Consider the following 23,784-nt stretch of genomic DNA (forward strand, 5'->3'; position numbering starts at 1 on the left):
CGGGACACCCGGCGGTTTTCTTCCCCGCCTCAAGATTTCCGTTGAGGAAGGCTCGCATCCTGCCCCAAGCCATGATAGTGCGCCGCGCGAAATGTGCAGAGGTGATCTGAATGCAAACTGGAATTTGGCTGCTGGCAGGGCTTGTCGCATTGGCGATGCTGGGGGGAGTGGCACTTGCGGGCTATAGTCGGTGGGCACCGCTTCCCACCGGGCGTCTGGCTGATCATCCGGGGCCGCAGACCCGCGGTCAGCACAAGTTGGAAGGGGGCGTGAAATACGTGCTGCCACTGGGGCAATTGCCGGAAGGTGGTGTCGCGCGCTTGCTGGATCTGGTTCGTAAGACACCGCGCACGGAAGAACGTCCCGCTGCCGATGGATACAGTTTCGTGCATCGCTCGCGCCTGTTCGGCTTTCCCGACATCACCCGGATCTGGATTGTAGACGGGCATCTGCATATCCATTCGTATCTGGTGATCGGGCGCTCAGATCTTGGGGTCAATGCTGCCCGGCTCACCAACTGGCTCAAGCTGCTCTATGCCCAGCCGGGACGAGAGGCAGGCACGGCCCGTGTCGCGCCAGATCGGGACATTCAGGCTCATGTCGCATAAGGCCATGAAGGCGCGCCCGTCCACGAACAGGCAGATTTCCTGACCCAGCTCCACCCGTCCGCCCTGACTGTCGGTGCAATAACAGTCGATCACCCGCCCACTGGGGGCGGTCACATCTGCCTGAGCTGCCGGGCCGACAAGCATGGCGATAAGAAGGAAATGGCGCATGAGGTCAGTATATCACGGTCCGGCCTCTTGACCAAAACCCGGCAATAAGACAGACCGATCTTCATGGTTCCTTTGGAAAAACTCAACGCGATCACCGAGCGGTTCGAATTTCTCGAAGCGCGCATGTCACAAGGTCTGTCCGGCGATGAAATCGCCGCGGTTGGCCGTGAATATGCGGAGCTGAAACCCGTGGTGGAGGAAATTGCAGCCTATAAGCAGCTCCTGGCCGATATCGAAGAGGCCGAGGTGATGATGGGCGATCCGGAGATGCGGGAACTGGCGGAAGAAGAGCTGCCCCAGCTGACCGCCCGTCTGCCCGAGGCTGAGCAGGGGATGCGGCTTGCGCTTTTGCCCAGGGATGCGGCGGACAGTCGCCCGGCAATGATCGAGATCCGCCCCGGCACCGGCGGGGATGAGGCGGCGCTTTTTGCCGGTGATTTGCTGCGTATGTATCAGCGATACGCCGAAACGCAGGGCTGGAAATTTGAAATCATGCAGCAGTCCCTGTCGGAACTGGGAGGAGTGAAAGACGTCACCGCACATGTGAAGGGCGAGGGGGTCTTTGCACGTCTCAAGTTCGAAAGCGGTGTGCATCGGGTGCAACGCGTGCCGGAAACCGAAAGTGGCGGGCGGATCCATACCTCTGCGGCAACCGTGGCGGTTCTGCCGGAAGCCGAAGATGTGGATATCCAGATCGACGCAAATGATATCCGCATTGATACGATGCGGTCCTCCGGCGCGGGGGGACAACATGTGAACACAACCGATTCTGCGGTGCGGATCACTCACCTGCCAACCGGCATCGTTGTGACCAGTTCGGAAAAATCCCAGCATCGCAATCGCGAGATCGCAATGCAGGTTCTGAAAACCCGACTGTATGATCAGGAGCGGCAACGGATTGACGATGAACGCTCGGCGGACCGGAAATCACAGGTCGGTTCAGGGGATCGCTCGGAACGGATCCGCACCTACAATTTTCCGCAAGGGCGCATGACGGACCACCGGATCAACCTCACGCTTTACAAGCTTGACCAGATCATGAACGGGGATCTGGACGAGGTGATTGACGCGCTGATTGCCGAAACCCAGGCCGCACAATTGGCTGAGATGGACACATGACTGCGCCTGATCTGACGGCACAGATGCTGCTGGTGCAGGGTGTGCGGCGGCTTTCTGAGGCGGGCATCGAGGGTGGAGCGGGGGATGCGCGCGCGCTGCTGGCTTACGCTCTGGGAATTGATCGCGGACGCCTGACGCTGGCGCTGCCTGACCCGGTCAGCGCGGATCAGAAACAAAGGTTCGACCAAGCCATCGAGGCCCGGATTGCCCGCCAGCCGGTGGCCCAGATCGTGGGCAAACGCCATTTCTATGGGCGTGACTTCCGCGTCACGCAGGATGTGCTGGATCCGCGCCCTGAGACCGAAGAACTGGTCTCACTGGCCCTGCAGGCACCGTTCGGGCGGGTTCTGGATCTGGGCACGGGATCAGGCTGCATCCTTGTGACGCTTCTGGCTGAATGTGAGGGCGCGCAGGGGGTGGGGGTGGACCTGTCACCAGCGGCGCTTGAGGTGGCTTGCGAAAATGCCAGGGCCCTTGGCGTTCTGCCCCGTATTTCCTTTCTCAAAGGCAGCTGGTTTGAACCCGTGGATGGTCGATTTGACCTGATCGTCTCCAACCCCCCCTATATTGCAGCAGACGAGATGGCGGGTCTCGCGCCGGATGTGCTGAACTGGGAGCCGCATATGGCGCTGACGCCGGGCGGGGATGGGTTGGAACCGTATCGAGAAATTGCCGCTCAATCGATCCGCTTTTTGCAACCGGGCGGACGGGTGATGGTTGAAGTTGGCCCCACGCAGGGGGCAGCGGTGGCCGGGATGTTCGGGGGCGCTGGCCTGTCCGATGTTCAGATCAAACAGGACATGGATGGCCGGGATCGGGTGGTTTGTGCCATACTGCGGTAGTCCATCCCGTGTTTTTGTCTCTGGCTGCGCAAAATGATGTGCGAAAATGTGGAAAAAACGCGTTTTCCGTATGAAACAGGCAGATTGCACTTGTCTCTCCTGTCGGTGATGGTTACGAAAGAGATGTCGATGGCGGTAGTCCCTTGGGACATCGGTCGACTTTAAGCCCCAAAAACGGACCTGTGGATGCGCCTTCGCGCCCTGTCCGAGACAACACTGGTCCTTGCGACCACTTGCCTGTGACAAGGCTGAAAGCAAAAGCTAATGAGATCTTCGAAGTCCCGCTCGCGCAATAAGTCGAACCGCAACCGGAACAATCCGGGCAATATCATCAACCGCGTATTTGACAGCTCGGGCCCAGAGGGCAAGGTGCGTGGCACGCCGCAGCAGATAATCGAGAAATACAGCCAGCTGGCACGCGATGCCTTCCTGTCGAATGATCGGGTGGCTGGCGAAAACTTTCAGCAGCATGCTGAGCATTATACGCGTATTCTGGCAGAAGCGCAGCGCGAGGTGGATGCCCGGCGCCAGCAGACGGAACAGCAAAACCGCGAGCGCCAGCAACGTGAAAAGGACGAACGGGAGCGTAAGGCAGACACATCCGCCGATGTCGTTGACGCGCCTTCTGATACCACTTTGGAAGGGGCTGAGCAACCAGATCTGATCGAGGCATCCGAGGATAGCGGGCTGGTCGAAACCCCTGAGAGCAAGCCCAAAAAGGTCCCAGCCAAACCGCGCAAACCGCGCCGTCCGGCCAAGCCCAAGACGGATGTGAAATCCGACGATCAGAACGGCGGGGGCACGCAATCGCAGCCCGACGCGCCGGAAGCTGCTGAATAACGCGCCTGCCGTCCTTTGGTGAATTGACAATTCTGAGGTGTCCAATGCTTTGCATGGGCACCTTTTTGCGCCCTGTTCAGGGCGACATTGGAAAAAACCCCGGTCATAGGACCTGAAGCATTCCAGATTTTGGGATATGGCAGAGGTCCGAAGGGAAAATTTTCGTTTTTTTTGCCGACTGGACCTGTCGCGTTTTCGTGCCGCCCCAGGTGCTCGTTTATGTGAACGCCTCGAAAACGCTCATGATCGAGAACCTTGCCGTGCTGTTCGCGGCGGGCGAATTGAAGTTCGCTCACGACCTGCCGCTAAGGCAGGAGATTGAGGCAGACCTCGGATCGTTCACGACCCAGACAACGGCGGCTGGCAACATGGTGATCAGCCAGAGTCGCAACGCGTCGGGTCACAGCGACTTGGGCATCGGTTTGATCTGTGCCGCCTTCGCTTCCCAATACCTCGCATCGCAGAGCATCAAGGTCAGTCATCTACGGGGATGGTACTGAAATTCCGGGCGCTCTCTTCGCGCTCGTGCCTGTCTCGCCTGCCGTTGCCCGACGAGTTCGACGAGACGGGAGCGGCCTCAGGGCTATTTCGATTTTCGTCTCTGTTCGAGGCGGCTGTCCAACTCAACGTCATCTTGCAATTGGCGGGCGTGGCGCGCGCGTGCCTTTTCATATGCTTTGCGGATTCCACCCGGTGAACTGCTGAACATACGGTTCTCTTCACGGTATTCGCGCGCTGTCCTCGAAATATTGATTTTCTTGCCCTCGCCAACGTCTTTCATCATCCGCGTTGTGAACCAATCAAAAATATCGTCCAAATCGTAATTTGCGCCGGGATTAAAGTCGACCTCTCGGAAGAAGCCGAGTCTGTGAGCAAGTTGTGCCTGATCCCCGTCCTCCATATCGTATTCAGAGACTGCGCGTGCTGACTTTTGCACGTATTCTTTGACCCAATTAGGCAATGAAGTTTCGCTTATGTGGGTTGCAAGCAAACGCCACGCTTTCTTGGCGTCGCCGGGTTCGCGTTCCGCATCGCGTGCCATCTCGTCTAACAAGTTGGAGTTTTCGTCCATGTTCGGCGCTCCAGTTTCTGTGTGCGGGGTATGGGATAGTCGGGTCAGTCCTTGAGGGGATCGCAAACTGCAAGGACACATCGCAATGGTATGAAGGAAACTCTACGATGAAAGTACTGAAACCCGCCGCGCTCAAGCGGCGCGACTTCAACCGCCTCGGCAAGTATCTGCTGGCGAACGGCGTCAGAGAAATCACTATCACACGCGCCGACAGCACGCAAACGATGAAGTTCCACAAATACGGCTTCTGGCGAGTGACGAAGGAGGAGGTGGCGCAATGACCGTGCTCGAAAAGCTGCCGACGCGCCCGCTCAACATGCTCGTTCCGCAATCCGATCTCGAAGCCATGCTGGCGCGCGAGATCGACGAGCGGTGTCACCGGAAGGTGACCAAACGTCTGGCGCTTCAACTCGCGCAAGCCGTTCTGCAAGACGACCATGACGGCATGTTCTTTGCCGAGAAGCTGGCGGAACGGCTCCAAGTGCGTCTGCGCAAAGAAGTCGCGCTGAAAGAAATCTACATTGATCGGCCTAGCCGCAAGTAGATCGTGAAAAGCAAAACGGGCGGCCATCGAGCCGCCCGTTTTCGTTCTGCGTGGCGCGCCCAGCGACCCCCGAAAAATCGCGCGCTGATGGGCGTCTCCATGTTTTGGGCATCCGTCACGCCCGCGAACGCGACCCCCGCCTTAGACGCGCGCTCACGCGGATTCGCGCAAGATAACTGCTCGGAGATCGGCGGTCACGTCCTGGACTCCAGCGGCATCCCAAATGTCGTCACGCAGCAAGAACCGATGGCTATTGGTGTGCTTGGTGAACTTGGAGCGGTCCCGCACAACCGACGATGGGATCAAGGCGGCTCGCGCCACACCAAATTCAGCGTTCAGCAATACACCTGCCAAAACATCGAACCCGGCCAGATCTCGAATGGCAGACAGTTGGCGGGACGTGTTGTGCTGGTGCAGTCTCCTGCCTTTGATCTGAAACCGGGTGCCTTCGGCGTCGGTCGCGTCGTAGCCCTTGACGGAGTTTGCCGCCTGCTCCCACCCGAAGGCGCGACAGAACAACCACTCGGCATAGTCCCCGGTTGGATTGTTGGCGCTTCGCAGAATTCCGCGCGCACGCAGTTCGTCGAGAACCCCGGTATGTGTCTTGAGTAAATCGGAAACTGAAAGCGCGCTGTAATTCATGTGACCAGCGTAAGGGCCCATGATGCGAATGTCATGGCGCATCTGGGTAGACGACGTCCAACGGCGGTTCTTTCAGTCCTGGGCGGATGCTTTAGCAGATTGAAATCGCCAGATAGCATGGTCAAGGCTCAATGGCGTCCATTGGCGTCCGCGTTTCCGAAGAACCTTCGCTGCCAATCGGACGAGAATTGCCGCCTGACGCGGTTGTGGTATCGCATCCAATTTCAGGGCATTGGCAACGTATCGTTGCACCATCCGGTCAGGCTTTATCAGATTGTCGTCGCCAGCCAGCATCATGAAATAGTCGAATGCGATACCGCTGGATTGGCCGGGCAGGCCCAAGATCATCGCCTCTGCATATTCGCAGCGGTCTAGATCGAGATCGGCAAAGGTGTTGATCCCGGCTTCGGTCAACGCGCGGCAGTAGAGCAGAACCGCTTCTGACTTGAGGATACCGGAGCGGGACGACGTGCGCTGCCGATTCTGGAAAACGGTATCGGCCATCCCATCAATGCCAAGCGTGTCGAAGAAGGCTGTCAGATCGGTTAGCCGCTGCTCACCTTCACCTCTTCCTTCACGGGTCGGGGCAAATCGTGCCCAGCCGGTGTACTCGCATAAATTCGAAACCACCTTCTGCGTACTCGCATATCGAACCCCAATCGAAAACACCGCATCCACAACGCAAAACGGCAATGATGCATAGCGGTATTCATCCGCCAGCACCGGGACCACCAGTCCTGATTGTTCGATGTGATCGGCCAGTTTCGAAACTGGCGACGCGCTGTCCAATTCCAAGCCTGCCGCGATATGTAGACGATAAGTGACACAAGAAGCGCACCCAAGCAACACGGCAAAGGTGATCTTGGTTTCATCAGCCCACTTTTGCAGCAGCGGGCCGAGATGTCGCTGGATCTGGCTGTGGATCAGGTTGGGCAATACATCGCCCGGTTGGGCGTCATATCCCTTGTTCGGACCGACCAAGCGAAACTCCGGCATGCGCTTTTTGCGGTGCAGCGGGATCTGCGCCAGCAAAGCACCGCCAAATTTGCCCTGACACAAAGCGATCTCATTGGCGTCGATCAGCCCGTAGACCTCCATATCTCCCATGGCGTCAAAGAAGTTCTCTGAAAACCTCCACGTCAAATAGCGGCCTGTCGGTCCAATTGCGAGGTGGTCGAAGAATTCTGGAAACGCAGCCAGCTCTGCAACCGGCTTGCGTAGGAACCGGCTTGAGCGAGTGTCGGATGGAAAACCCAGTTGGCGGAGGTGCGCGACCGTGACGAAATGGTCCTTCGGCTCGTAAACCTCATCTATCGCGGGCCAACCCTCTCCGGTCTGATCTTGTAGAAAGATCAGCGCGAAGAAGAGCTTCACTGTGGCTGGGGAAAATCCAGACAGCTTAATGAACTCAGCAATATCGGCCGAGATACGGAATTTGGTGTGAGGGTAGTCCAATTTTATTTTCCTTTCTTGATGGAAAGGAAATGGAAACGTGGCGGCTTGGGCGGAAAGATATCGGCGAAGGTTTTCTACAATAATGCATCGTTGATCACTTTTCTGCCAAAACAACTACCAATGTCATTTCGCAAGTCGCCCAGTCCAACTCAAAACCTGCATTTTTTGCAGTCCGGACGTTCTAAGAATTTGATAAAGCAATCAAATACCCACGCAGAAGTAATGAATATTAGAACCCCAGAAATCATGAAATGACGTTGCTTTGGTGGGGTTAGGGGCAAACAGGTTTCCCTGTTCGCCCAAGCATAGCACCGTTCTGCATGTGGCTACCGCGCAAATTTCCTGTGCGAAGGAAGGCTCGCGGATCACACCACACGCAAGCGTTTGCGCGTGGCCTGCAAGTCAGACACTTTGGCCTTCTTACCATCGGCAAAGGGGCTTTGGATCATCGAAATGTCGATGTCTACGCGCTGCACGATCTCATGCAGGTATTCGAGATCATGGCCGTCGCCGCCATAGTGTTTAAGATTCACGGTCTCCATTTCGTGCCCCATGAGAATATGGCGCAACTCACTGTCGGTGCGGGCCTTGATCTGTTCGACATTGAACTGCGTGCGGAAGCTGTGGAAGTCGATGCGCTTTTCATAGACATCGTTGGCTTTGCGGAACCGTGTAAAATCCTTGGTGAAGTTTTCTGACAGAGTTTTGCGGTTCTTCCCACGCGTTAAGTGCGGGAACAGGCGATCCTCGCCTTCGCGCTGGCGCATCGCGACCAGATCAAGGAAGCCAAGGGCAACGAGGCTGTTGTGCAGGGGCACACGGCGCGTTGCTGCTTTGGACTTCAAACGCTGCCAAGATGCGCCGACTTTAATGTCAAAATAGTCAATGCCGTTTTCAGCCCGAATATCATCGAGGCGCAGTTGCAGCACTTCTTCTTCGCGCATTCCGTGCAGCACAGCGACAATTGGTGCCCAGAACATCGGATCGCCGATGTCCTCGATTTCACCTTGAAACAGAGGGGTTCTGAAAAGTTTCTGCAGCTCATCGCCCCAGATTTTGCGGCTGTTGTCTTCTTGCAGAATTTCAAGGCGTTGCAGCTCTCCTTTGGACCAGATCACATCTTCCATGAAGTTCTCTGAGAGGTAGCCGTGCGCAATCAAATAGCGCAGCACACGCTGAGTGTCCTGCATATGTCGATAGACGGTATTTACACGAAGACGCGCAATATTTTCCTGATGTTCAGCTGCTTCAATGTTGCCCTGACTTGCGCCAGCCTTCTTCATCATTGCATGGACCCGGGCCTTATTTTTCTGCTCCTTCAAATTGGTTGCTTCGACGATTTCACGCATCGGGCGCTTCTCGGCGGAAGATTTGCCATGGTTCACGGGCACGTGCTGGATGATCGAAAACGCTTCAGTGAAATCCCCTACTACAAGTTCGCACACCGGCTTGTCGCCGATCACGTCGACAAGCAACTTGGCTGTGGATTGCAGGTTCGCAAAAGAATTGCGTTTGTAGGACTCACCTTTGGCTTTGACAGCAGTTTCTTCCACCTGCTTTCCCATTTTGCCTTCCAAGCGAACCGCACCGTATTTTTCGAAAGCTTCCGACAGCTTGATTGACGCCTTCTTCGATACTTTTGGGCTTGGACGCAGGGTCGGTTCAGGCTCCGTCAGTGGCGCGCTGACAGGCGCAGAAGGCGTTGCGGGAGCAGGCTGAGCAACTACATGAGTTGAGGGCGCTTCGTGAACCGCAATAGCCGCAGGCTCTACACGATAGGCAGGCATTGAAGGCATCGCGTCAGGTGCCATCGCCGCCTCAAAGAAACGGCTGGGCGCGGAGAAAAAACCATGGTCGCGTCGTGACTTCTCGTTGCTGAGATCCAACAATACGCGGGTAGCCTCATAGGCCAGAGCCATCCAATCGCTGCTATCTTCTGAAATTTGCACGCCCAGACGTTCCGCCGCTGCGCGAACAGGAGAGCGCGCCACTTCACGGTTGCGCAAAAGCAGTGCCTCGCGCAGCGTGTTTTGCAAGACCAGCTCTCGCTCGGCGGCCATCTGCGCTTCTTTATGGGTTCGCTCAGGTGCGATGGCGCGTGCGGCATCCGAAGCTGCGATTTCAAATCGCACCAATTCGGTCAACACACGTTCCATCAGACCTGTTTCCATAATCGCAACGCCCCTCGCATAGTCGAAGGCAAGAGAGCTGAGCCACGTCAATCGGCGGGCCAGCACCTCAGCCTCGCGCACCAAATGAGTCCGCAAGGAAAAAACGAGAAACGGGTTTGAAGTGTTTTTTGAAAAAAAACCTGGGATACGCCGCCGCCAGTAAAATGATGACGGTCTGCGTTCCAGATGCAGGCATGTGTTTGATCTTCTCAATGCTCCGACTCCCGCAAGGGGTTTGTGTAATCGGATGTGACAGAGAATGTGCCCAGAACGACAAAAGCGCCCCAAGAAGGAGCGCTTTGTCATTTGTTTTCAATCCCTTGTAGGGATTTTGGCTCCGGCGGTAGGGATCGAACCTACGACCAATTGATTAACAGTCAACTGCTCTACCGCTGAGCTACGCCGGAACTGAGCCGGTGTATAGCTTTCGCCGTTTCCCGCTGCAAGAGGGGAAATTTCGATTTTTTCAGATGCGGCGGAAAAAAATTGTGTCGGCACTCAAAGCCCCTTCATGTCCCACGAGGTCGCGCGTTGTGAGGTCGATCAGATGGGCAAAGACATTGCGCTCTGCGGCAGGCAGCAGGGCCGGGGGCGTGTCTGTATAGATTGCCCGGGTGAGGTCGGAAATTGTGCGGGGCCGGGCGGGATCAAGGGCGTTCAGAATGTCGGCCTCCCGGCTTTTTCGGTGACGTATCAACCAGTTGATCCGCTCGGCCGGGTCTTCGACCGGGGCACCGTGACCGGGGTAATAGACGCGATCCTTGCGGGTGCGCAGCATTTCACATGAGGCCATGAAGGCGGTCAGATCGCCATCTGGCGGGGAGACGAGCGAGCTGGCCCAGCCCATGACGTGATCGCCGGTAAAAACTGCGCCCCCCGTGTTTCCGGTGGTGGCAAATGAGATGTGATTGGCGAAATGGCCCGGGGTCCAGAGGGTTTCAAGGGGCAGGCCGCCCACTGTCAGCTGATCGCCATGGGCAAGGCAGATGTCCGGGGTGAACCCGGCGTCCACCCCTTCGCCCCCCGAATGCAGGCCGCGCGCAACGAGATCCTTCATCACCTCGCTGCGGCCTGCCTGAGCCTCTCCAAACGCATAGATCTGTGCGCCGGTCAGATCCGCCAATGGACGCGCCAGAGGAGAGTGATCGAGATGGGCGTGGGTCACCAGAATATGGGTGACCCGTTCCCCCGGCTCAAGGGCTTCGAGAATGGCCATAAGATGGGTGCGGTTTTCCGGCCCCGGATCCAGAACCGCCACATCCCCGGTCCCGATCACATAAGTATTGGTGCCCCAATAGGTCATTGGGGAGGGGTTGGGGGCGAGAATGCGCCGGATACCGGGTTCCAGCGTCATCATGGCACCGGCCTGCGGGGCGTCGACTTGGGTCTGGTCAGTCATCTGGAGCCTTTCTTTTTTCGCCATAAGGCCGTTGCGGTGCGACAATGGCAAGACCGCAGCGGGCGTGACTGGGGCAAACGCAGCGTCGCCGGCTTCCGACAGGTTGCAAATGCGGGCTTTCAAATGCGCGGGCAAACACAGTAGGGTCGGGCCATGTTTACCTGGCTCAAACAATTCATGCCGAAAAGCCTTTATGGCCGTGCGGCGCTGATTCTGATTGTTCCGATCGTGTCGTTGCAGCTGGTTGTGTCGGTTGTGTTCATTCAGCGCCATTTCAACCGGATTACCGAACAGATGACCTCGGCGGTGGCGGCGGAGCTGGACTATGTGCAGCGCCTGGTGGACGAGGCGCCGAACCGGGATGAGGCACTTGCGGCGATCACACCGCTGAGCGTGCCGCTTGCCCTGCGCATCACCCTGCCGGGTGAGGCCGTGCCGGATCGCCTGGCCATCACCGACCTGACCGGTTTTACGGTTGACCGGGTGTTGCGTGAAAACCTGACCGGGTTGCAGGGGGTTGACCTGAAAAGTGACCGGAGCGTCGTGTTGCTGGGCTTTGCCACCCGCTATGGGCAGATGGAGGTGGCGTTTTCGCGCAGGCGGGTCTCTGCAACAAATCCGCATCAACTGCTGGTTCTGATGGTCGGAACCGGGTTTCTGATGACCGTTGTGGCCTTTTTGTTTCTGCGCAATCAACTGCGTCCGATCCTGCGACTGGGGCGTGCGGCTGAGGCGTTCGGCAAGGGGCAGGTTGTGCCCTATCGCATCTCCGGGGCGACCGAAGTGCGCGCGGCGGGGCGTGCCTTTTTGAATATGCGGGCCCGGATCGAGCGTCAGATCGAGCAGCGCACGATGATGCTCTCCGGGGTCAGTCATGACTTGCGCACGCCGCTGACCCGGATGAAGCTGAGCCTGTCGATGCTGGATGACGCGGACCGGAAAGAGCTGGAGCAGGATGTTGAGGAAATGTCGCGGCTGGTGAACAGTTTTCTCGATTTTGCGCGCGATGATTCTGAGGCGGAAGGCACGGAAGACTGTGATGCAACCGATATTGCCCGTCGGGTGATCGACAAATTTGCCCGGGCGGGAAAAGAGGTGCAGACTGGCCCGCTCCAGGCGCAGGGCAGGATCCCGCTCAGGATTGTGGCCATTGAACGGGCGCTGGAAAACCTTTTGGGCAATGCGATGAAATATGGCAGCCAGGTGCGCCTGTCCGTGCTTGAGGGGCGGGGGGACCTGCGCTTTGTCATCGAAGATGACGGGCCGGGCATTCCCGCAGATCTGCGCGATGAGGCGCTGAAGCCCTTTTCCCGCCTTGATGCCGCCCGCAATCAGGACAAGGGCAGTGGGGTGGGGCTTGGCCTTGCCATCGCCAATGATGTGGCGCGCAGTCACGGGGGGCATATGCGGCTGGGGGAAAGCTCCGATCTGGGCGGATTGAAAATCGAACTGGTTTTGCCGCGGTGAGAACGAGTTTTGCCCCCTGCACGGGGCGATCCACCGGCTTTGCCCCCATGCGCGTTGCGTGATGCATGTGCATTCGATCCATGCCACGGTGCTGGCCTCTCTGGCAGACAGCAACCTGCCACCGATCGACCAGAACACCGCGACGTTTTATAATCGCTATGTGATTGATGAGGGCTTTGGCGGGTTGGCGTTCGAAGAGGAGGGGACACGCTGTGCGGCGATGTTGTCTGATCCGAAGGTGAAAACCATGATCATGGGCAATCACGGCGTCTTGGTCATTGGCGACGGCGTGGCCGACACGTTCAACCGGCTTTATTATTTCGAACGCGCCGCGGAAACCTATATCCGTGCGCTGCAAACGGGCCAGAAACTGCGGATCCTGTCGGATGACATCGCTGAGAAAACCGCGCGCGAGCTGGAAAACTATCCCGATCAGGCCACCCGCCATCTGGAAGAGTTGAAGGCGATTTTGGAGGAGGAGGGATCGGATTTCGCCAGTTGAGCGGCCACAATAGCGCGCGGACTGCGATTTGCCCAACGGTATAGATTACGGCGGCGATTTGGTAGGCCCGGCAGGATTTGAACCCGCAACCAAAGCGTTATGAGCGCTCTGCTCTAACCGTTGAGCTACAGGCCCACCTTAGCCCCCTACGTATCAAAGTTTCGCCCCGCGTCAAGCAGACCGTGGACTCTTTCCTTCATGTAAGCTATCGCGTGCGTGAAAATATGAGCTTCGATCTTCGGGGGACGACATGAGCGACGGCAAGAACGGCATCACATACGCAGATGCAGGTGTGGATATCGACGCAGGTAATGCGCTGGTGGAGCGGATCAAACCGGCCGCCAAACGCACCAATCGCCCCGGTGTCATGGCAGGGCTTGGCGGTTTTGGCGCGCTGTTTGACCTGAAAGGGGCAGGGTTCAAGGACCCGGTTCTGGTGTCGGCCACGGATGGGGTCGGGACCAAGCTGCGCATCGCAATTGATACCGGGAATGTGGACACGATCGGCATTGACCTTGTGGCAATGTGCGTGAACGACCTTGTCTGTCAGGGCGCAGAGCCGCTGTTTTTCCTTGATTATTTTGCAACCGGAAAGCTGGAGATCGACACCGCGGCCCGGATCATCGAAGGCATCGCCAAAGGCTGTGAACTGTCACGCTGTGCGCTGATTGGCGGCGAGACCGCCGAAATGCCGGGCATGTATGATGAGGGCGATTTTGACCTTGCCGGCTTCTCTGTCGGGGCGATGGAACGTGGCGAAGTGCTGCCGCGCGGTGTGCGCGAAGGGGACGTGCTTCTGGGTCTGGCCTCGGACGGGGTGCATTCGAACGGCTATTCGCTGGTGCGCAAACTGGTTGAAGTGTCCGGCCTTGGTTGGGAGGCAACCTGCCCATGGGATGACAGCATCACCCTGGGCGAGGCGCTTTTGGCCCCGACCCGCCTTTACGTGACCCAAGTGCTCGAGGCGATCCAGTCGGGGGGCGTTCATGCGCTGGCGCATATCACCGGCGGTGGTCTGACCGAAAACCTGCCGCGGGTTCTGCCCAATGGCCTTGGCGCGCTGGTCGATCTCGACGCCTGGGATCTGCCGCCCGTGTTCAAATGGCTTGGCGCAACCGGCAGCATGGATGACGCCGAAATGCTTAAGACCTTCAATTCCGGCCAGGGCATGGTCTTGGTTGTCGCTGCCAAGGAAGCCCAGAAAATCACTGATCTGCTGACCAATGCAGGTGAGCGTGTCAGCCGTTTGGGTGTGATCCAGAAGGGAGAAGGCGTGAAATATCTGGGCTCGCTTCTGTGAGCAGCGCCGCCGGACATGCGGACAAGAAACGGGTCGCCATCCTGATTTCAGGGGGCGGCTCGAATATGGTGACGCTGGCGAAATCCATGACCGGCGATCACCCGGCGCGCCCCTGTCTGGTTCTGTCGAACGTGCCGGACGCTGGTGGGCTTGAAAAGGCCCGCATGATGGGCATTCCCACGGCGGTTGTTGATCATCGAAACTTCAAAGGTGATCGGGAAGGGTTTGAAAAGGCTCTGAATTCCGAGCTGGAGAGGCATGCGCCTGATATCATCTGCCTGGCGGGGTTCATGCGCATTCTGACCGAAGGGTTCACGGGGTGTTGGGCGGGACGATGCCTGAATATCCACCCGTCACTTTTGCCGAAATACAAGGGGCTCGACACCCATCAGCGCGCAATTGATGCAGGCGATGACGTGGCCGGGTGTTCGGTGCATGAAGTAACCGCCGAGCTGGATGGTGGCCCGATATTGGGTCAGGCACGTGTTCCGATCCTGCCCGGTGATGATGCCGCAGCACTGGCTGCGCGGGTGTTGGTGGAGGAGCACAGGCTCTATCCCGCCGTGCTTGAACGCTTTGTGCGCGGGGATAAAACACCTGTCCAACTGCCCTGATGACCTGTCCGATACGACCTGTCGCATCGGGCCTGTGCCCCTCGGGCTTTTCTTTCTGCAAAATTCCCCGTAAACACGCGCAAACTGGCAAGATCTATTGATCAGGATATTCGAATGATAACGATCACCACCACCGACGCCCTGGCCGAATTCTGTGCGCGGGCCGCGCAGCATCCTTATGTCACGGTGGATACCGAATTTCTGCGCGAACGCACCTATTATTCCAAACTGTGCCTTGTGCAGATGGCGGTGCCCGGTGACGCGGAAGAGGATGCGGTGCTGGTGGATCCGCTGGTGGACGGTTTGTCGCTGGAACCGATGTATGAGCTGTTCCGCGATGAACGGGTGGTGAAAGTATTCCACGCAGCCCGGCAGGACCTCGAAATCTTTTTTGTTGAGGCCGGCGTCTTTCCAAAACCGCTGTTCGACACACAGGTCGCCGCCATGGTCTGTGGGTTTGGGGATCAGGTGGGATATGAAACGCTTGTGCGCAAAATTGCCAAGGCGCAGCTGGACAAATCCAGCCGTTTTACCGATTGGTCACGCCGCCCGCTGACCGCGGCGCAACAGAATTACGCGATCGGCGATGTGACCCATTTACGGGTGATCTACGAATGGCTTGCCAAAGAGCTGGAAAAATCCGGTCGTGGCGCCTGGGTCGAAGAGGAGCTGTCGGTTCTGACCGATCCCGCGACCTATACCATCCACCCGGAAGACGCCTGGCAGCGCGTGAAAACCCGCACCAATTCGGGGCGTTTCCTCGGGATCGTGCGCGAACTTGCCCGGTTTCGGGAATTCTATGCCCAGTCCCGAAATATCCCGCGCAACCGGGTGATGAAAGATGACGCGCTGCTGGAGCTTGCGTCGACAAAGCCTGCGAATATTCAGGATCTTGGCCGGTCGCGCCTGTTGCTGCGCGAGGCCCGCAAAGGCGAGATCGCGGACGGGATCCTCAAGGCTGTCGCGGACGGGCTGGCCTGCCCGCAGGAAAGCCTGCCGAAAGTTACCGACAAGTCCAAAGAAAAACTGCAAGTCAACCCCGCGCTGGCCGACCTTCTGCGCGTGCTTCTGAAGGCGCGCTGCGAACAGGAAAAAGTGGCGCAGAAACTGATCGCCTCTGCCGCAGACCTTGATGCGCTTGCGGCAGGCAAACGGAATGTTCAGGCGTTGAAGGGCTGGCGCGCGCAGGTGTTTGGCAGCGATGCTGTGCGCCTGTGTGATGGAAAACTCGCGCTTGCGGCGAAAGGTCAGCGCGTCGAAGTGTTCGAAGTCTGAACAGGGTGAAAGAACGGGGCATTACCCCCGTTCAAACCTCTGAAACTGCCCAGATTGCGGGGACTACGGGCGTAGCGTTTTGCTGTTCCGTGTACCGATAATGCGGATGGATTTCACCCCGCGCAGCGTGTTGTGGGACAGGAATTTGCCCACATGGATTTCGCGCTGCTGCGGGCGACCGCTATTGGTATGTTCGCGCGGTTCTGAAATGCGGAACTCATAGGTCAGCACGCCATCTTCCGGCTCCCCTTCATTTAATGCCTCAAGCGACGCATCCCAGTATCCAAGACGAGGCGGCAGGCCGGTTGCGCGCACAATCACACCGCCGGGGCTGTTCATGGCCTCAACTCGGGTCACCTGACCAATCAGATACCGCCGGTCCAGATCCTGCTCAAACCCGCCAACAGGGATCAGGGCCACCTTCTTCGGGCCGGAAGAGGCAAACCATGTTGTTGGGTTGAGGCTGGCATTGCCACTGCAGGCGCTCAGCGACAGAACAAGGGTCGGGATCAGGATGAAGGGGGCAGTCAAACGCATCTGCATCAAAGCTCCTAAAGCGTTTCGGGACAAAGCTGTGACAGATGCCTATCCCGAAAGGCCCACAATAGTTTCTCTCTCGCCGCGTTTTACCTTGTCCTCTCTCAGGTCGAAACCAAAACGCTTTAAGGGTCTGCTACAGAGGTAGCCGATGCAAAAGGGTTTGAAAAGAGCACCTTTGCGGGGCTGGACCTTTTCCTTTGAACCGCTTAGCTAAATCGGACCAAACCCCGGCATCGGGGCGTTTGAGGGAGAGACAGATGGCCAGTGCAGCTTTTGAAGACATTGTTGAAGATTTCGAATTTCTCGATGATTGGGAAGATCGCTATGCGACGGTGATCGACATGGGGAAATCCCTGCCGGAAATGGCAGAGGCGCTGAAGGTTCCCGCAACCAAAGTGGAAGGCTGCGCCAGCCAGGTCTGGCTGCAACCAATGATCGAAGATGGCGTGTTTCGCTTTATCGGCGACAGTGACGCGATGATCGTGCGCGGGCTGATTGCGGTTCTTGGGGCGCTTTATAACGGGCTTCCGCTGTCTGAGGTCGGCGCGGTGGATGCCTCGGCTGAACTGGCGCGTCTAGGTCTGAACGAACATCTTTCGTCGCAACGCTCCAACGGGGTGCGCGCCATGGTCGAACGTATTCGCCTTCACGCCAGCGAAGCCGCCTGACCCATATCGACGGTTTGATTTCACGAAGGGCCACTGTGTCCCCCCGAAATTTGCCGCTTTTTCTTGCGTCAAATACCTCGGGGTGAGCGCGCAGCGCGAGGGGCAGAGCCCCTTGGGGCCTCACTTCGCCTGCAGAACCGCTGTTTCCAGATCGCCATAGCCCGTCATCTGACGGCTATAGGCCAACCCAAGCATCTGTGCCGCCGCGCGGGCCTTTGCGTCGAGTTCGGGATTGTCCGTCTGCGCCAGGTACACCAGCCGGGTATAATGGCCGAAATACATGTCGCGCAGCTCGGGATGGCGGTCGATCCCAAGTGGCTTTACAACAAAACTTTCAAACCCACGGGCAAGAAAGTCGGTCAGATAGAATACATCAATTTCGCCCTCCGCGCGGGCTTCAAACGCGGCATTTCCCTCAAAAAAGGAATAGCAATGCGGGCCGCGGATCATCTCGATCCCGCGGCTGGCGCAGATCTCGGCAAGTTTCCCACCGGTGCCGCAATCGGCATAGGCGAGGAACACGCTCTCATAATTGCTTTGGTGTTTGTCCAGCGCCTCTTCGACCGCGGCCGGGATCTTGTCCGGACTGTTATGCAAGATCGCGGGCAGGCAGGTCAGCGTGAGGTGATCCAGATTGTTGGCGCGGATGATCGCCAGGATTTCATTGGCCAGCGCCCCGCAGGCAAGAACCAGTACCTGACCCTTCTCGTCGCGGGGGATCAGCCCGTCCCGCGTCAAGGTCTCGTCGCTAGGATCTGATGGCAAGGAAAAGGGCATGGGACCTCCTTGTGCCACGGGACGTCTGCCCCTGGCCGGTTCTGTTCGCGTGTCAGATCAGTATTCCTGCCGACCTCATCTCGGGCAAGAGGAAATACGCCAGTTTCCGACACGCATTCGACCTGCCCGGTGGAAAATTCAGTCTTTCTTGTCAGGGTTTAGTGCGCGAAAGGCGATGCTCGCCAACATGATCAGGGGCAACACGGCCATAGCAGTTTGCCCATCCAGCTTGCCCGAGGATGCCGCCAGCCCAGCCACCAGAACGGTCAGTCCGCCGGCCGAGATCACCAATGTGAGAAGAAAAAGATACCGCAGTTTGCCCATGCAGCAAATGTGGGGACTTTGCGGGGGAAAGGGAAGGGGCAAAACGAAAAAGGCCCCGCCAATCTGGCAGGGCCTGTTCCGTAAACCTGTCGGGCGCTTAGCTTGCGACGCCCTGGTTGTGTTTGCGCGACATGAAGTCCTTGGCCATTTCCACGGCCACAGCAGCGTCACGGCAGTAACCGTCAGCACCGATTGCCTTGCCGAACTCTTCGTTCAGCGGCGCGCCACCGACCAGAACGGTGTAATCGTCGCGAATGCCTTTTTCGACCATCGCGTCAATCACGACCTTCATATAGGGCATGGTGGTGGTCAGCAGGGCCGACATGCCAAGGATGTCCGGCTGCTCTGCTTCCAGCGCTTCCAGATAGTTCTCGACCGGGTTGTTGATGCCCATGTCGTGCACTTCGAAACCAGCGCCTTCCATCATCATCGACACAAGGTTCTTGCCGATGTCATGAATGTCGCCTTTCACGGTGCCAATCACCATTTTACCCATGCGCGGGGCACCGGTTTCAGCCAGAAGCGGCTTGAGGATCGACATGCCGGATTTCATTGCGTTGGCTGCCAGAAGCACTTCCGGCACAAAGAGGATACCGTCGCGGAAATCGGCGCCAACGATGGTCATCCCGGCCACCAGGGCCTCGGTCAGGATGTTGTAGGGCTGCCAGCCGCGTTCCAGCAGAATATTCACACCTTCTTCGATCTCTTCCTTGAGACCGTCATAAAGGTCGTCGTGCATCTGCTGAACAAGCTCTTCGTCGTTCAACTCGCTCAGGATGATATCTTCTTCGTCCGACATGATTGCCTTTTCCCTTGGCTGAAACTCTGCGTTCTTTAACAAATGCGACATAATGGCCGCGTCGGTCTGAACCGATTACGACACTGAGTGCGCTTTCAACGACGCGAAGGCAAATGATTTATTCGCATGGAAAACGTGATGTTCTTTCAAATGTTTCTCAAATGTTCTACTGGGGGGTATGGAAAGATCAAAATTCCGACAGGTTTCAGCTGATCAGCGCCGCGGACGCGGTGCAACCTGCAATCCGGCAGGGCGGTATGAGGCGTTTGAGCGGGAAAAGATCTGCGATGGATGGGACATTCAGCCAGAGCGCAGCTTGCGCACCGAGGTTCATATCGAATCGCCGCGCCAGATCATCACCCGAAACACCTCTCCCGACCTGCCATTTGACCGCTCGATCAATCCCTATCGGGGGTGCGAACATGGCTGCATCTATTGTTTTGCCCGCCCCAGCCATGCCTATCTGGGCTATTCCCCCGGTTTGGATTTCGAAACCCAGCTGATCGCCCGGCCAGGCGCCGCAGACCGGCTTGTGGCTGAATTGCGGCGCAAATCTTATCACCCCAAACCGATTGCCATTGGCACCAATACCGATCCCTATCAGCCGATCGAACGCGACTATCGGGTGATGCGTGGCATCCTGAACGTGCTGTTGGAACACCGACACCCGGTCACAATCGTGACCAAAGGGTGCTTGATCGAGCGGGATCTGGACCTGTTGTCGGAACTCGCCCGGTTGAACCTCGTGCATGTGGGTGTCTCGCTGACCACGCTGGACCCGCATGTATCGCGCCGGATGGAGCCGCGCGTGCCGGGACCAAAACGGCGCCTTGCTATGATCTCGGCCCTTGCCAGCGCCGGGATCCCCACTCGGGTCATGGTGGCACCCGTGGTGCCGGCGCTGACCGATCACGAGCTTGAAGCGATCCTGACCGCCAGCCGAAAGGCCGGTACCATGGCCGCGAGCTATATCCTGCTGCGCTTGCCAGAGGAGGTGTCCCCGTTGTTTCAGGACTGGCTGCTTGAGGCGTTTCCCGACCGCGCCGCGCGGGTGATGGGGCGGATGCGTGACATGCGAGGGGGCAGGGAATATCACGCTGCGTTCACACAGCGCATGGTCGGGCAGGGTGAATATGCCCGCCTTCTGTCTCATCGGTTCCGGATTGCCTGTCGCCGGTTGGGTTTTGTCCGGGAGCTGCCCGCGCTATCCTGCGCGCAGTTCCGGGTTCCACCAAAATCCGGTGATCAGTTGTCTCTGTTCTGAGGGGGAATGACAAAAGGACCCGAGCAGCCGCACGGATCCTCTCCTGAATTTGAAATCCGGTGGTGTCAGCCGCGGCGGCGGCGCCCGCGGCGGGCGGGTGCCCCGTCATCCTCTCCGGTGCCGTCAGACGCAGATGAGAACCCACCAAGCTTTTCCGCGATCTCTTCCAGCGTCGGGCGGGTATCGCCTTTCGGACGGGTTTCAAGCGCCTCGCGCATGGCGCGCAGATGCTCCGCCGTGGTGCCGCAGCAGCCGCCGATAATACGTGCGCCGCAATCGCGGGCAATCACCGCGTAATCCCCCATCAGGTCCGGGGTGCCGTCATAGTGGATATGACCATCTACATATTTCGGAATGCCCGCATTGCCCTTGGCAATAATTGGGCGTTCCGTGCCCTGAGCGGCAAAGCCCAGAACCGTGCGAAGCAGGTCTGCGGCTCCCACGCCGCAATTGGCTCCGAACGCAATCGGCGGGTTGGGCAGGCTTTCGACCTTCAGCGCCAGATCAGCTGAGGTCACACCCATCATGGTGCGCCCGGCCGTGTCAAAACTCATCGTGCCGCACCAGGCCATGCCTGCCAGCTCAGCCGCCTTTGCAGCCGCTTTGTATTCGTCGAAGGCCGAGATCGTCTCAACCCAAAGCACGTCAGCGCCACCGGCTTTCAGACCTTCGGCCTGTTCGTGGAACATTTCGACCGCGCCATCAAAGGTCAGGCTGCCCATCGGTTCCATGATTTCACCGGTCGGGCCAACCGACCCGGCCACGATCACCTTGCGGCCCGAGGCATCCGCGATCTCACGGCCCAGCTCGGCCGCTGCCTTGTTCAGTTCGAAAACGCGCTTTTCTGCCCCGTGCAGTTTCAGGCGTGATGCGTTGCCACCGAATGAGTTGGTCAGGAAAATGTCCGATCCGGCGTCGACGGCGCCGGCATACAGCGCACGGATCTTGTCCTGCTCGTCCACATTCCAAAGCTCCGGTGCATCGCCCGATGTCAGTCCCATGTTGAACAGGGTGGTGCCGGTTGCGCCATCCGCCATCAACCAGTCACGTTCTGCAAGCAACTCTGTCAGCGCATCTGCCATATTGGTCTCCGATCTTTGCGAGGCGACCGCCGCGCGTAAACTTGGGGGCATCTGCCCGCCAGATTGTCTGTTGCGTGCTACCTGCCACGGATTTCGTGACAGCGCAAATTCATTCCGTTCATCGAGATGATGAAGACCGTTTTATATCGGGTTTTATGCCGGTTTTATACCGGGCCAGCTTTACGCCTGAGTGGAGGCGCGTCAGGTCTGGGTCATGCAGGCAAACCAATGGGGGTGGCGGGGGTGTTCCCCGTTCACTGTCGGTATCACCGTGGTCGCGAGATTTCGCGCATCACATCCAGTGCGCCCATCACTAGATCGCATCGCTTTGGCGCCGCCGCATAAAGCGTTTCCCAATTGGGGGCAAAACACGTCTTGAACTGGCGTAGTCCGGCCGCCCCGGTGATCCGGTCCAGCCGCTCGCGAAGCCAGTGAAACACTTTGGGCTCGGTGGATTGTTTTTCATATGGCACCGCAGCCAGCGACAGGCGGTCATACCCTTCTGACGCAGCCTGCCGGATGGCCGCGACCAGCAGGAGATGCATTGTGCCATCCGGTGCCTTGGCACCCATGCGCATGAGGTCCAGAACCTGCTCCTGCGCGTTTTTATGCAGGGTGATGAAACCGACCAACTGGTTGTTCTGATAAGCGAGAAAGACCTGGGCATAGGGCAGGGTGGCTGGGGACCAGACGCCCATGGAAAACCCTCTTTGGTCGCCGCGATCAGTGCTCCAAGCCTCGGCAATATCGTTCATATCCGCGATCGGCAGATTGCCGCCGCCCAACTGCACCCGCAGTCCGGCTTTTTCAGCCTGCCTCAGTTTTCGGCGCAATTGGCGGCGTTCGGCCCCCGCGGTGGTAAAGATCTGCGGATTGAGCCATGCTTCGCGCGCGATGGGCAGGGTTTTCCATCCGTTTTTGCGGGCCAGAGCGGCAAAGCGCGGTCCGATCTTGTAGAGAAATGGCGCGCGATACTTTTCCTGAGCAAGGCAATGTGCCTGCCGCAGGTAATCCTTTGTGATGCTGACCGGTGTCAGAGGGTCTGACAAAAGGATGAGGCTTTGCCCCGACAATTTTCCCATTCCTGTTGAGACCGGACCCGCCGTTTCACCTGCGCATTCAACTGCGGCCAGGTTGCCGTGACGCAGCAGCGCGGTCTCGGCGCGCGGGGCGTTTGCCACCTGATGATGTAGGTGGGCGGGCAGTTGGGGCGCGCGCGCTATGGGGGTGATCCTGGCGGATTGGGGGGTGTCACTGTCGCGGCGCGCAGCTTTGCGTGGCCCTCGTACCGTCACAACAGCGGCGATCAGCGCGGGGATCGCATAATATACGGCCCGAAAGGCGAGGATGCCGGCCAGGACCGGCTCTTGCTCCAGATGAGGGAGCAGGGCCAGAAGGGTCAGTTCAAATGGCCCGACCCCGCCGGGAGTGCCGGAGATCAGTCCAGCCCCGAGTGCGACGAGATAAGCGGCCATCAGCGGCAGGATCCCGATGGTGCAGTTTTCCGGCAATATCACCCAGAGGGCCGCACCTGCCGCCATGGTATCAAGGGCGGCCAGAGCCACAAAGGCGGCCATGGCGCGCAGGGGAGGAATATTGAAACGCGACAAAAGGGCGGGGCGCCAGAGGGACAGGGTCATGAGAAGGCCTGCCCCGCCAAATGCCCCCCAGCCCAGGGGGCGGATCCAGTGGATGCCGGCAAGCTCAACCGGAATGAGCAGGAGGAACACAGCGGTCACCACCGCCCAGGCGGAGAGGAAGGACAGGGCCACCATCATCGAGATGTGCATTGCCCTGAGCAAAGTCAGCTCCGGCAGCATGCGCCATCGCACGAAGGCAGAACTGATCACGCCAAACCCAACGGTTTGGGAGAGGGCGATTGCGGTTGCCCCCGATATCTGCGCCTCTCGGGAGGCGATGGGTGTGCCGATCAATCGATGCACCACGCGGTCATATCTCCCCACGGCCCAGAAGGAGATCGCGGAAAGCAGGGCTGCCCCCACCCATTGATGGGGCTGAACCGTCACGAGAGAGGCTTGGATATAAGCATAATCAAGCCCCGCGATCCGGTCCCACAGGAGGGCAACGATGGCCACGGCAAACCCGAGCGGCAGCAACTGGCGGACCAGCAGGCGGATCAGGTCCAGCCCGGTCTCCTCAGCCGGCTGCATTATACGCGATGGAAACTCCGCCACCGGGCGCGCGCGCTGTGAGCGTTTTCGAAGTTTCAGGATATGTCTGTTGTGTTTTTTCACGTCGCTCATGAAGCCTGCCTGCCGTTTGATCAGGCCCATCCCGATCAGCCTCCCGGC

General features: G+C 58.4%; 24 protein-coding genes, 2 tRNA genes and 1 pseudogene. 14 read left to right on the forward strand and 13 right to left on the reverse strand.

The window, feature by feature from the left end:
* The first annotated feature begins 110 nt into the window (after positions 1-110).
* The 5 genes from AKJ29_RS20440 to AKJ29_RS13925 all read left to right on the forward strand — a co-directional run bounded on the left by AKJ29_RS20440 (position 111) and on the right by AKJ29_RS13925 (position 4,077).
* The gene (locus AKJ29_RS20440) at positions 111-608 is read left to right on the forward strand and encodes a DUF1499 domain-containing protein (protein ID WP_055191810.1); all 498 of its coding nucleotides are present in this window, start codon (positions 111-113) and stop codon (positions 606-608) included.
* 231 nt (positions 609-839) lie between these two features.
* On the forward strand, positions 840-1,895 hold the full coding sequence (gene prfA / locus AKJ29_RS13910) for a peptide chain release factor 1 (RefSeq protein WP_055191812.1): 1,056 nt from the start codon (positions 840-842) through the stop codon (positions 1,893-1,895).
* 11 nt (positions 1,896-1,906) lie between these two features.
* A complete protein-coding gene (prmC, locus tag AKJ29_RS13915) occupies positions 1,907-2,737 on the forward strand; it encodes a peptide chain release factor N(5)-glutamine methyltransferase (protein ID WP_409360041.1) in 831 nt (276 codons plus the stop codon).
* Positions 2,738-3,001: 264 nt separating this feature from the next.
* Complete coding sequence (locus AKJ29_RS13920) at positions 3,002-3,577, forward strand: DUF4167 domain-containing protein (protein ID WP_055191816.1); 576 nt, start codon at positions 3,002-3,004, stop codon at positions 3,575-3,577.
* A 242-nt stretch (positions 3,578-3,819) separates the two neighbouring features.
* Entirely contained in the window at positions 3,820-4,077 is a 258-nt protein-coding gene (locus AKJ29_RS13925) for a hypothetical protein (RefSeq protein WP_175502275.1), read from the forward strand.
* A gap of 83 nt (positions 4,078-4,160) precedes the next feature.
* Here AKJ29_RS13925 and AKJ29_RS13930 read toward each other — a convergent pair whose 3' ends face one another.
* The gene (locus tag AKJ29_RS13930) at positions 4,161-4,649 is read right to left on the reverse strand and encodes a hypothetical protein (protein ID WP_055191818.1); all 489 of its coding nucleotides are present in this window, start codon (positions 4,647-4,649) and stop codon (positions 4,161-4,163) included.
* A gap of 107 nt (positions 4,650-4,756) precedes the next feature.
* On the opposite strand from AKJ29_RS13930, the gene AKJ29_RS19715 reads away from it, so the two are divergent.
* Both AKJ29_RS19715 and AKJ29_RS13935 read left to right on the forward strand, forming a co-directional pair.
* Positions 4,757-4,930 (forward strand): hypothetical protein, encoded by a 174-nt coding sequence (locus AKJ29_RS19715; protein ID WP_161805431.1) that lies wholly within the window; start codon positions 4,757-4,759, stop codon positions 4,928-4,930.
* Positions 4,927-5,193 (forward strand): hypothetical protein, encoded by a 267-nt coding sequence (locus AKJ29_RS13935; RefSeq protein WP_055191820.1) that lies wholly within the window; start codon positions 4,927-4,929, stop codon positions 5,191-5,193. The genes AKJ29_RS19715 and AKJ29_RS13935 overlap by 4 nt, the downstream gene beginning before the upstream one ends.
* Before the next feature lie 153 nt (positions 5,194-5,346).
* Here the strand turns inward: AKJ29_RS13935 and AKJ29_RS13940 are convergent, their stop codons facing one another.
* The 5 genes from AKJ29_RS13940 to AKJ29_RS13960 form a co-directional block, all read right to left on the reverse strand.
* A complete protein-coding gene (locus AKJ29_RS13940; RefSeq protein ID WP_200909162.1) occupies positions 5,347-5,877 on the reverse strand; it encodes a hypothetical protein in 531 nt (176 codons plus the stop codon).
* A 30-nt stretch (positions 5,878-5,907) separates the two neighbouring features.
* Positions 5,908-7,404, reverse strand: coding sequence for a hypothetical protein (locus tag AKJ29_RS13945; RefSeq protein ID WP_139231385.1), 1,497 nt, complete (start codon positions 7,402-7,404; stop codon positions 5,908-5,910).
* Positions 7,405-7,655: 251 nt separating this feature from the next.
* Positions 7,656-9,767, reverse strand: coding sequence for a site-specific integrase (locus tag AKJ29_RS13950; RefSeq protein WP_082392613.1), 2,112 nt, complete (start codon positions 9,765-9,767; stop codon positions 7,656-7,658).
* Positions 9,768-9,793: 26 nt separating this feature from the next.
* A tRNA-Asn gene (locus AKJ29_RS13955) sits at positions 9,794-9,868 on the reverse strand.
* Between the two features lie 59 nt (positions 9,869-9,927).
* Positions 9,928-10,860 carry an MBL fold metallo-hydrolase gene (locus tag AKJ29_RS13960; protein WP_055192475.1) on the reverse strand — a complete coding sequence of 311 codons (933 nt, stop codon included), beginning with the start codon at positions 10,858-10,860 and terminating at the stop codon, positions 9,928-9,930.
* 153 nt (positions 10,861-11,013) lie between these two features.
* On the opposite strand from AKJ29_RS13960, the gene AKJ29_RS13965 reads away from it, so the two are divergent.
* Both AKJ29_RS13965 and AKJ29_RS13970 read left to right on the forward strand, forming a co-directional pair.
* Entirely contained in the window at positions 11,014-12,327 is a 1,314-nt protein-coding gene (locus AKJ29_RS13965) for an ATP-binding protein (RefSeq protein ID WP_055191826.1), read from the forward strand.
* A gap of 16 nt (positions 12,328-12,343) precedes the next feature.
* Positions 12,344-12,829, forward strand: a pseudogene (locus tag AKJ29_RS13970) (class II aldolase/adducin family protein); the annotation flags it as partial.
* A gap of 59 nt (positions 12,830-12,888) precedes the next feature.
* Here the strand turns inward: AKJ29_RS13970 and AKJ29_RS13975 are convergent.
* Positions 12,889-12,964 (reverse strand) — tRNA-Ile (locus AKJ29_RS13975).
* A gap of 115 nt (positions 12,965-13,079) precedes the next feature.
* Between AKJ29_RS13975 and purM the strand changes: the two genes are divergently transcribed.
* The 3 genes from purM (at position 13,080) to rnd (ending at position 16,018) form a co-directional block, all read left to right on the forward strand.
* Positions 13,080-14,129: a phosphoribosylformylglycinamidine cyclo-ligase gene (gene purM / locus AKJ29_RS13980; RefSeq protein WP_055191828.1), complete on the forward strand. Its 1,050-nt coding sequence runs from the start codon at positions 13,080-13,082 to the stop codon at positions 14,127-14,129.
* Complete coding sequence (purN, locus tag AKJ29_RS13985; RefSeq protein WP_261172609.1) at positions 14,126-14,743, forward strand: phosphoribosylglycinamide formyltransferase; 618 nt, start codon at positions 14,126-14,128, stop codon at positions 14,741-14,743. The genes purM and purN overlap by 4 nt, the downstream gene beginning before the upstream one ends.
* A gap of 114 nt (positions 14,744-14,857) precedes the next feature.
* Positions 14,858-16,018 carry a ribonuclease D gene (rnd, locus tag AKJ29_RS13990; protein ID WP_055191830.1) on the forward strand — a complete coding sequence of 387 codons (1,161 nt, stop codon included), beginning with the start codon at positions 14,858-14,860 and terminating at the stop codon, positions 16,016-16,018.
* A 63-nt stretch (positions 16,019-16,081) separates the two neighbouring features.
* On the opposite strand, the gene AKJ29_RS13995 is transcribed toward rnd, so the two are convergent.
* On the reverse strand, positions 16,082-16,561 hold the full coding sequence (locus AKJ29_RS13995) for a hypothetical protein (RefSeq protein ID WP_055191832.1): 480 nt from the start codon (positions 16,559-16,561) through the stop codon (positions 16,082-16,084).
* A gap of 254 nt (positions 16,562-16,815) precedes the next feature.
* Here AKJ29_RS13995 and AKJ29_RS14000 point away from each other — a divergent pair, with 254 nt between their 5' ends.
* Positions 16,816-17,226 carry a SufE family protein gene (locus AKJ29_RS14000; protein ID WP_055191834.1) on the forward strand — a complete coding sequence of 137 codons (411 nt, stop codon included), beginning with the start codon at positions 16,816-16,818 and terminating at the stop codon, positions 17,224-17,226.
* Positions 17,227-17,346: 120 nt separating this feature from the next.
* Here AKJ29_RS14000 and AKJ29_RS14005 read toward each other — a convergent pair whose 3' ends face one another.
* The 3 genes from AKJ29_RS14005 to AKJ29_RS14015 all read right to left on the reverse strand — a co-directional run bounded on the left by AKJ29_RS14005 (position 17,347) and on the right by AKJ29_RS14015 (position 19,126).
* A complete protein-coding gene (locus AKJ29_RS14005) occupies positions 17,347-18,003 on the reverse strand; it encodes a DUF1638 domain-containing protein (RefSeq protein WP_055191836.1) in 657 nt (218 codons plus the stop codon).
* 138 nt (positions 18,004-18,141) lie between these two features.
* Entirely contained in the window at positions 18,142-18,327 is a 186-nt protein-coding gene (locus AKJ29_RS14010) for a hypothetical protein (RefSeq protein ID WP_055191838.1), read from the reverse strand.
* A gap of 97 nt (positions 18,328-18,424) precedes the next feature.
* Positions 18,425-19,126, reverse strand: coding sequence for a corrinoid protein (locus AKJ29_RS14015; protein WP_055191840.1), 702 nt, complete (start codon positions 19,124-19,126; stop codon positions 18,425-18,427).
* A 178-nt stretch (positions 19,127-19,304) separates the two neighbouring features.
* Here AKJ29_RS14015 and AKJ29_RS14020 point away from each other — a divergent pair, with 178 nt between their 5' ends.
* The gene (locus AKJ29_RS14020; RefSeq protein ID WP_055191842.1) at positions 19,305-20,390 is read left to right on the forward strand and encodes a PA0069 family radical SAM protein; all 1,086 of its coding nucleotides are present in this window, start codon (positions 19,305-19,307) and stop codon (positions 20,388-20,390) included.
* A 65-nt stretch (positions 20,391-20,455) separates the two neighbouring features.
* Here the strand turns inward: AKJ29_RS14020 and bmt are convergent, their stop codons facing one another.
* The gene (gene bmt / locus AKJ29_RS14025; RefSeq protein WP_055191844.1) at positions 20,456-21,472 is read right to left on the reverse strand and encodes a betaine--homocysteine S-methyltransferase; all 1,017 of its coding nucleotides are present in this window, start codon (positions 21,470-21,472) and stop codon (positions 20,456-20,458) included.
* 266 nt (positions 21,473-21,738) lie between these two features.
* Positions 21,739-23,736 (reverse strand): phosphatidylglycerol lysyltransferase domain-containing protein, encoded by a 1,998-nt coding sequence (locus AKJ29_RS14030; protein ID WP_161805434.1) that lies wholly within the window; start codon positions 23,734-23,736, stop codon positions 21,739-21,741.
* Between the last annotated feature and the right edge of the window lie 48 nt (positions 23,737-23,784).

Origin of the sequence: Aliiroseovarius crassostreae (genome assembly GCF_001307765.1) — a bacterium.
Lineage (GTDB): Bacteria > Pseudomonadota > Alphaproteobacteria > Rhodobacterales > Rhodobacteraceae > Aliiroseovarius > Aliiroseovarius crassostreae.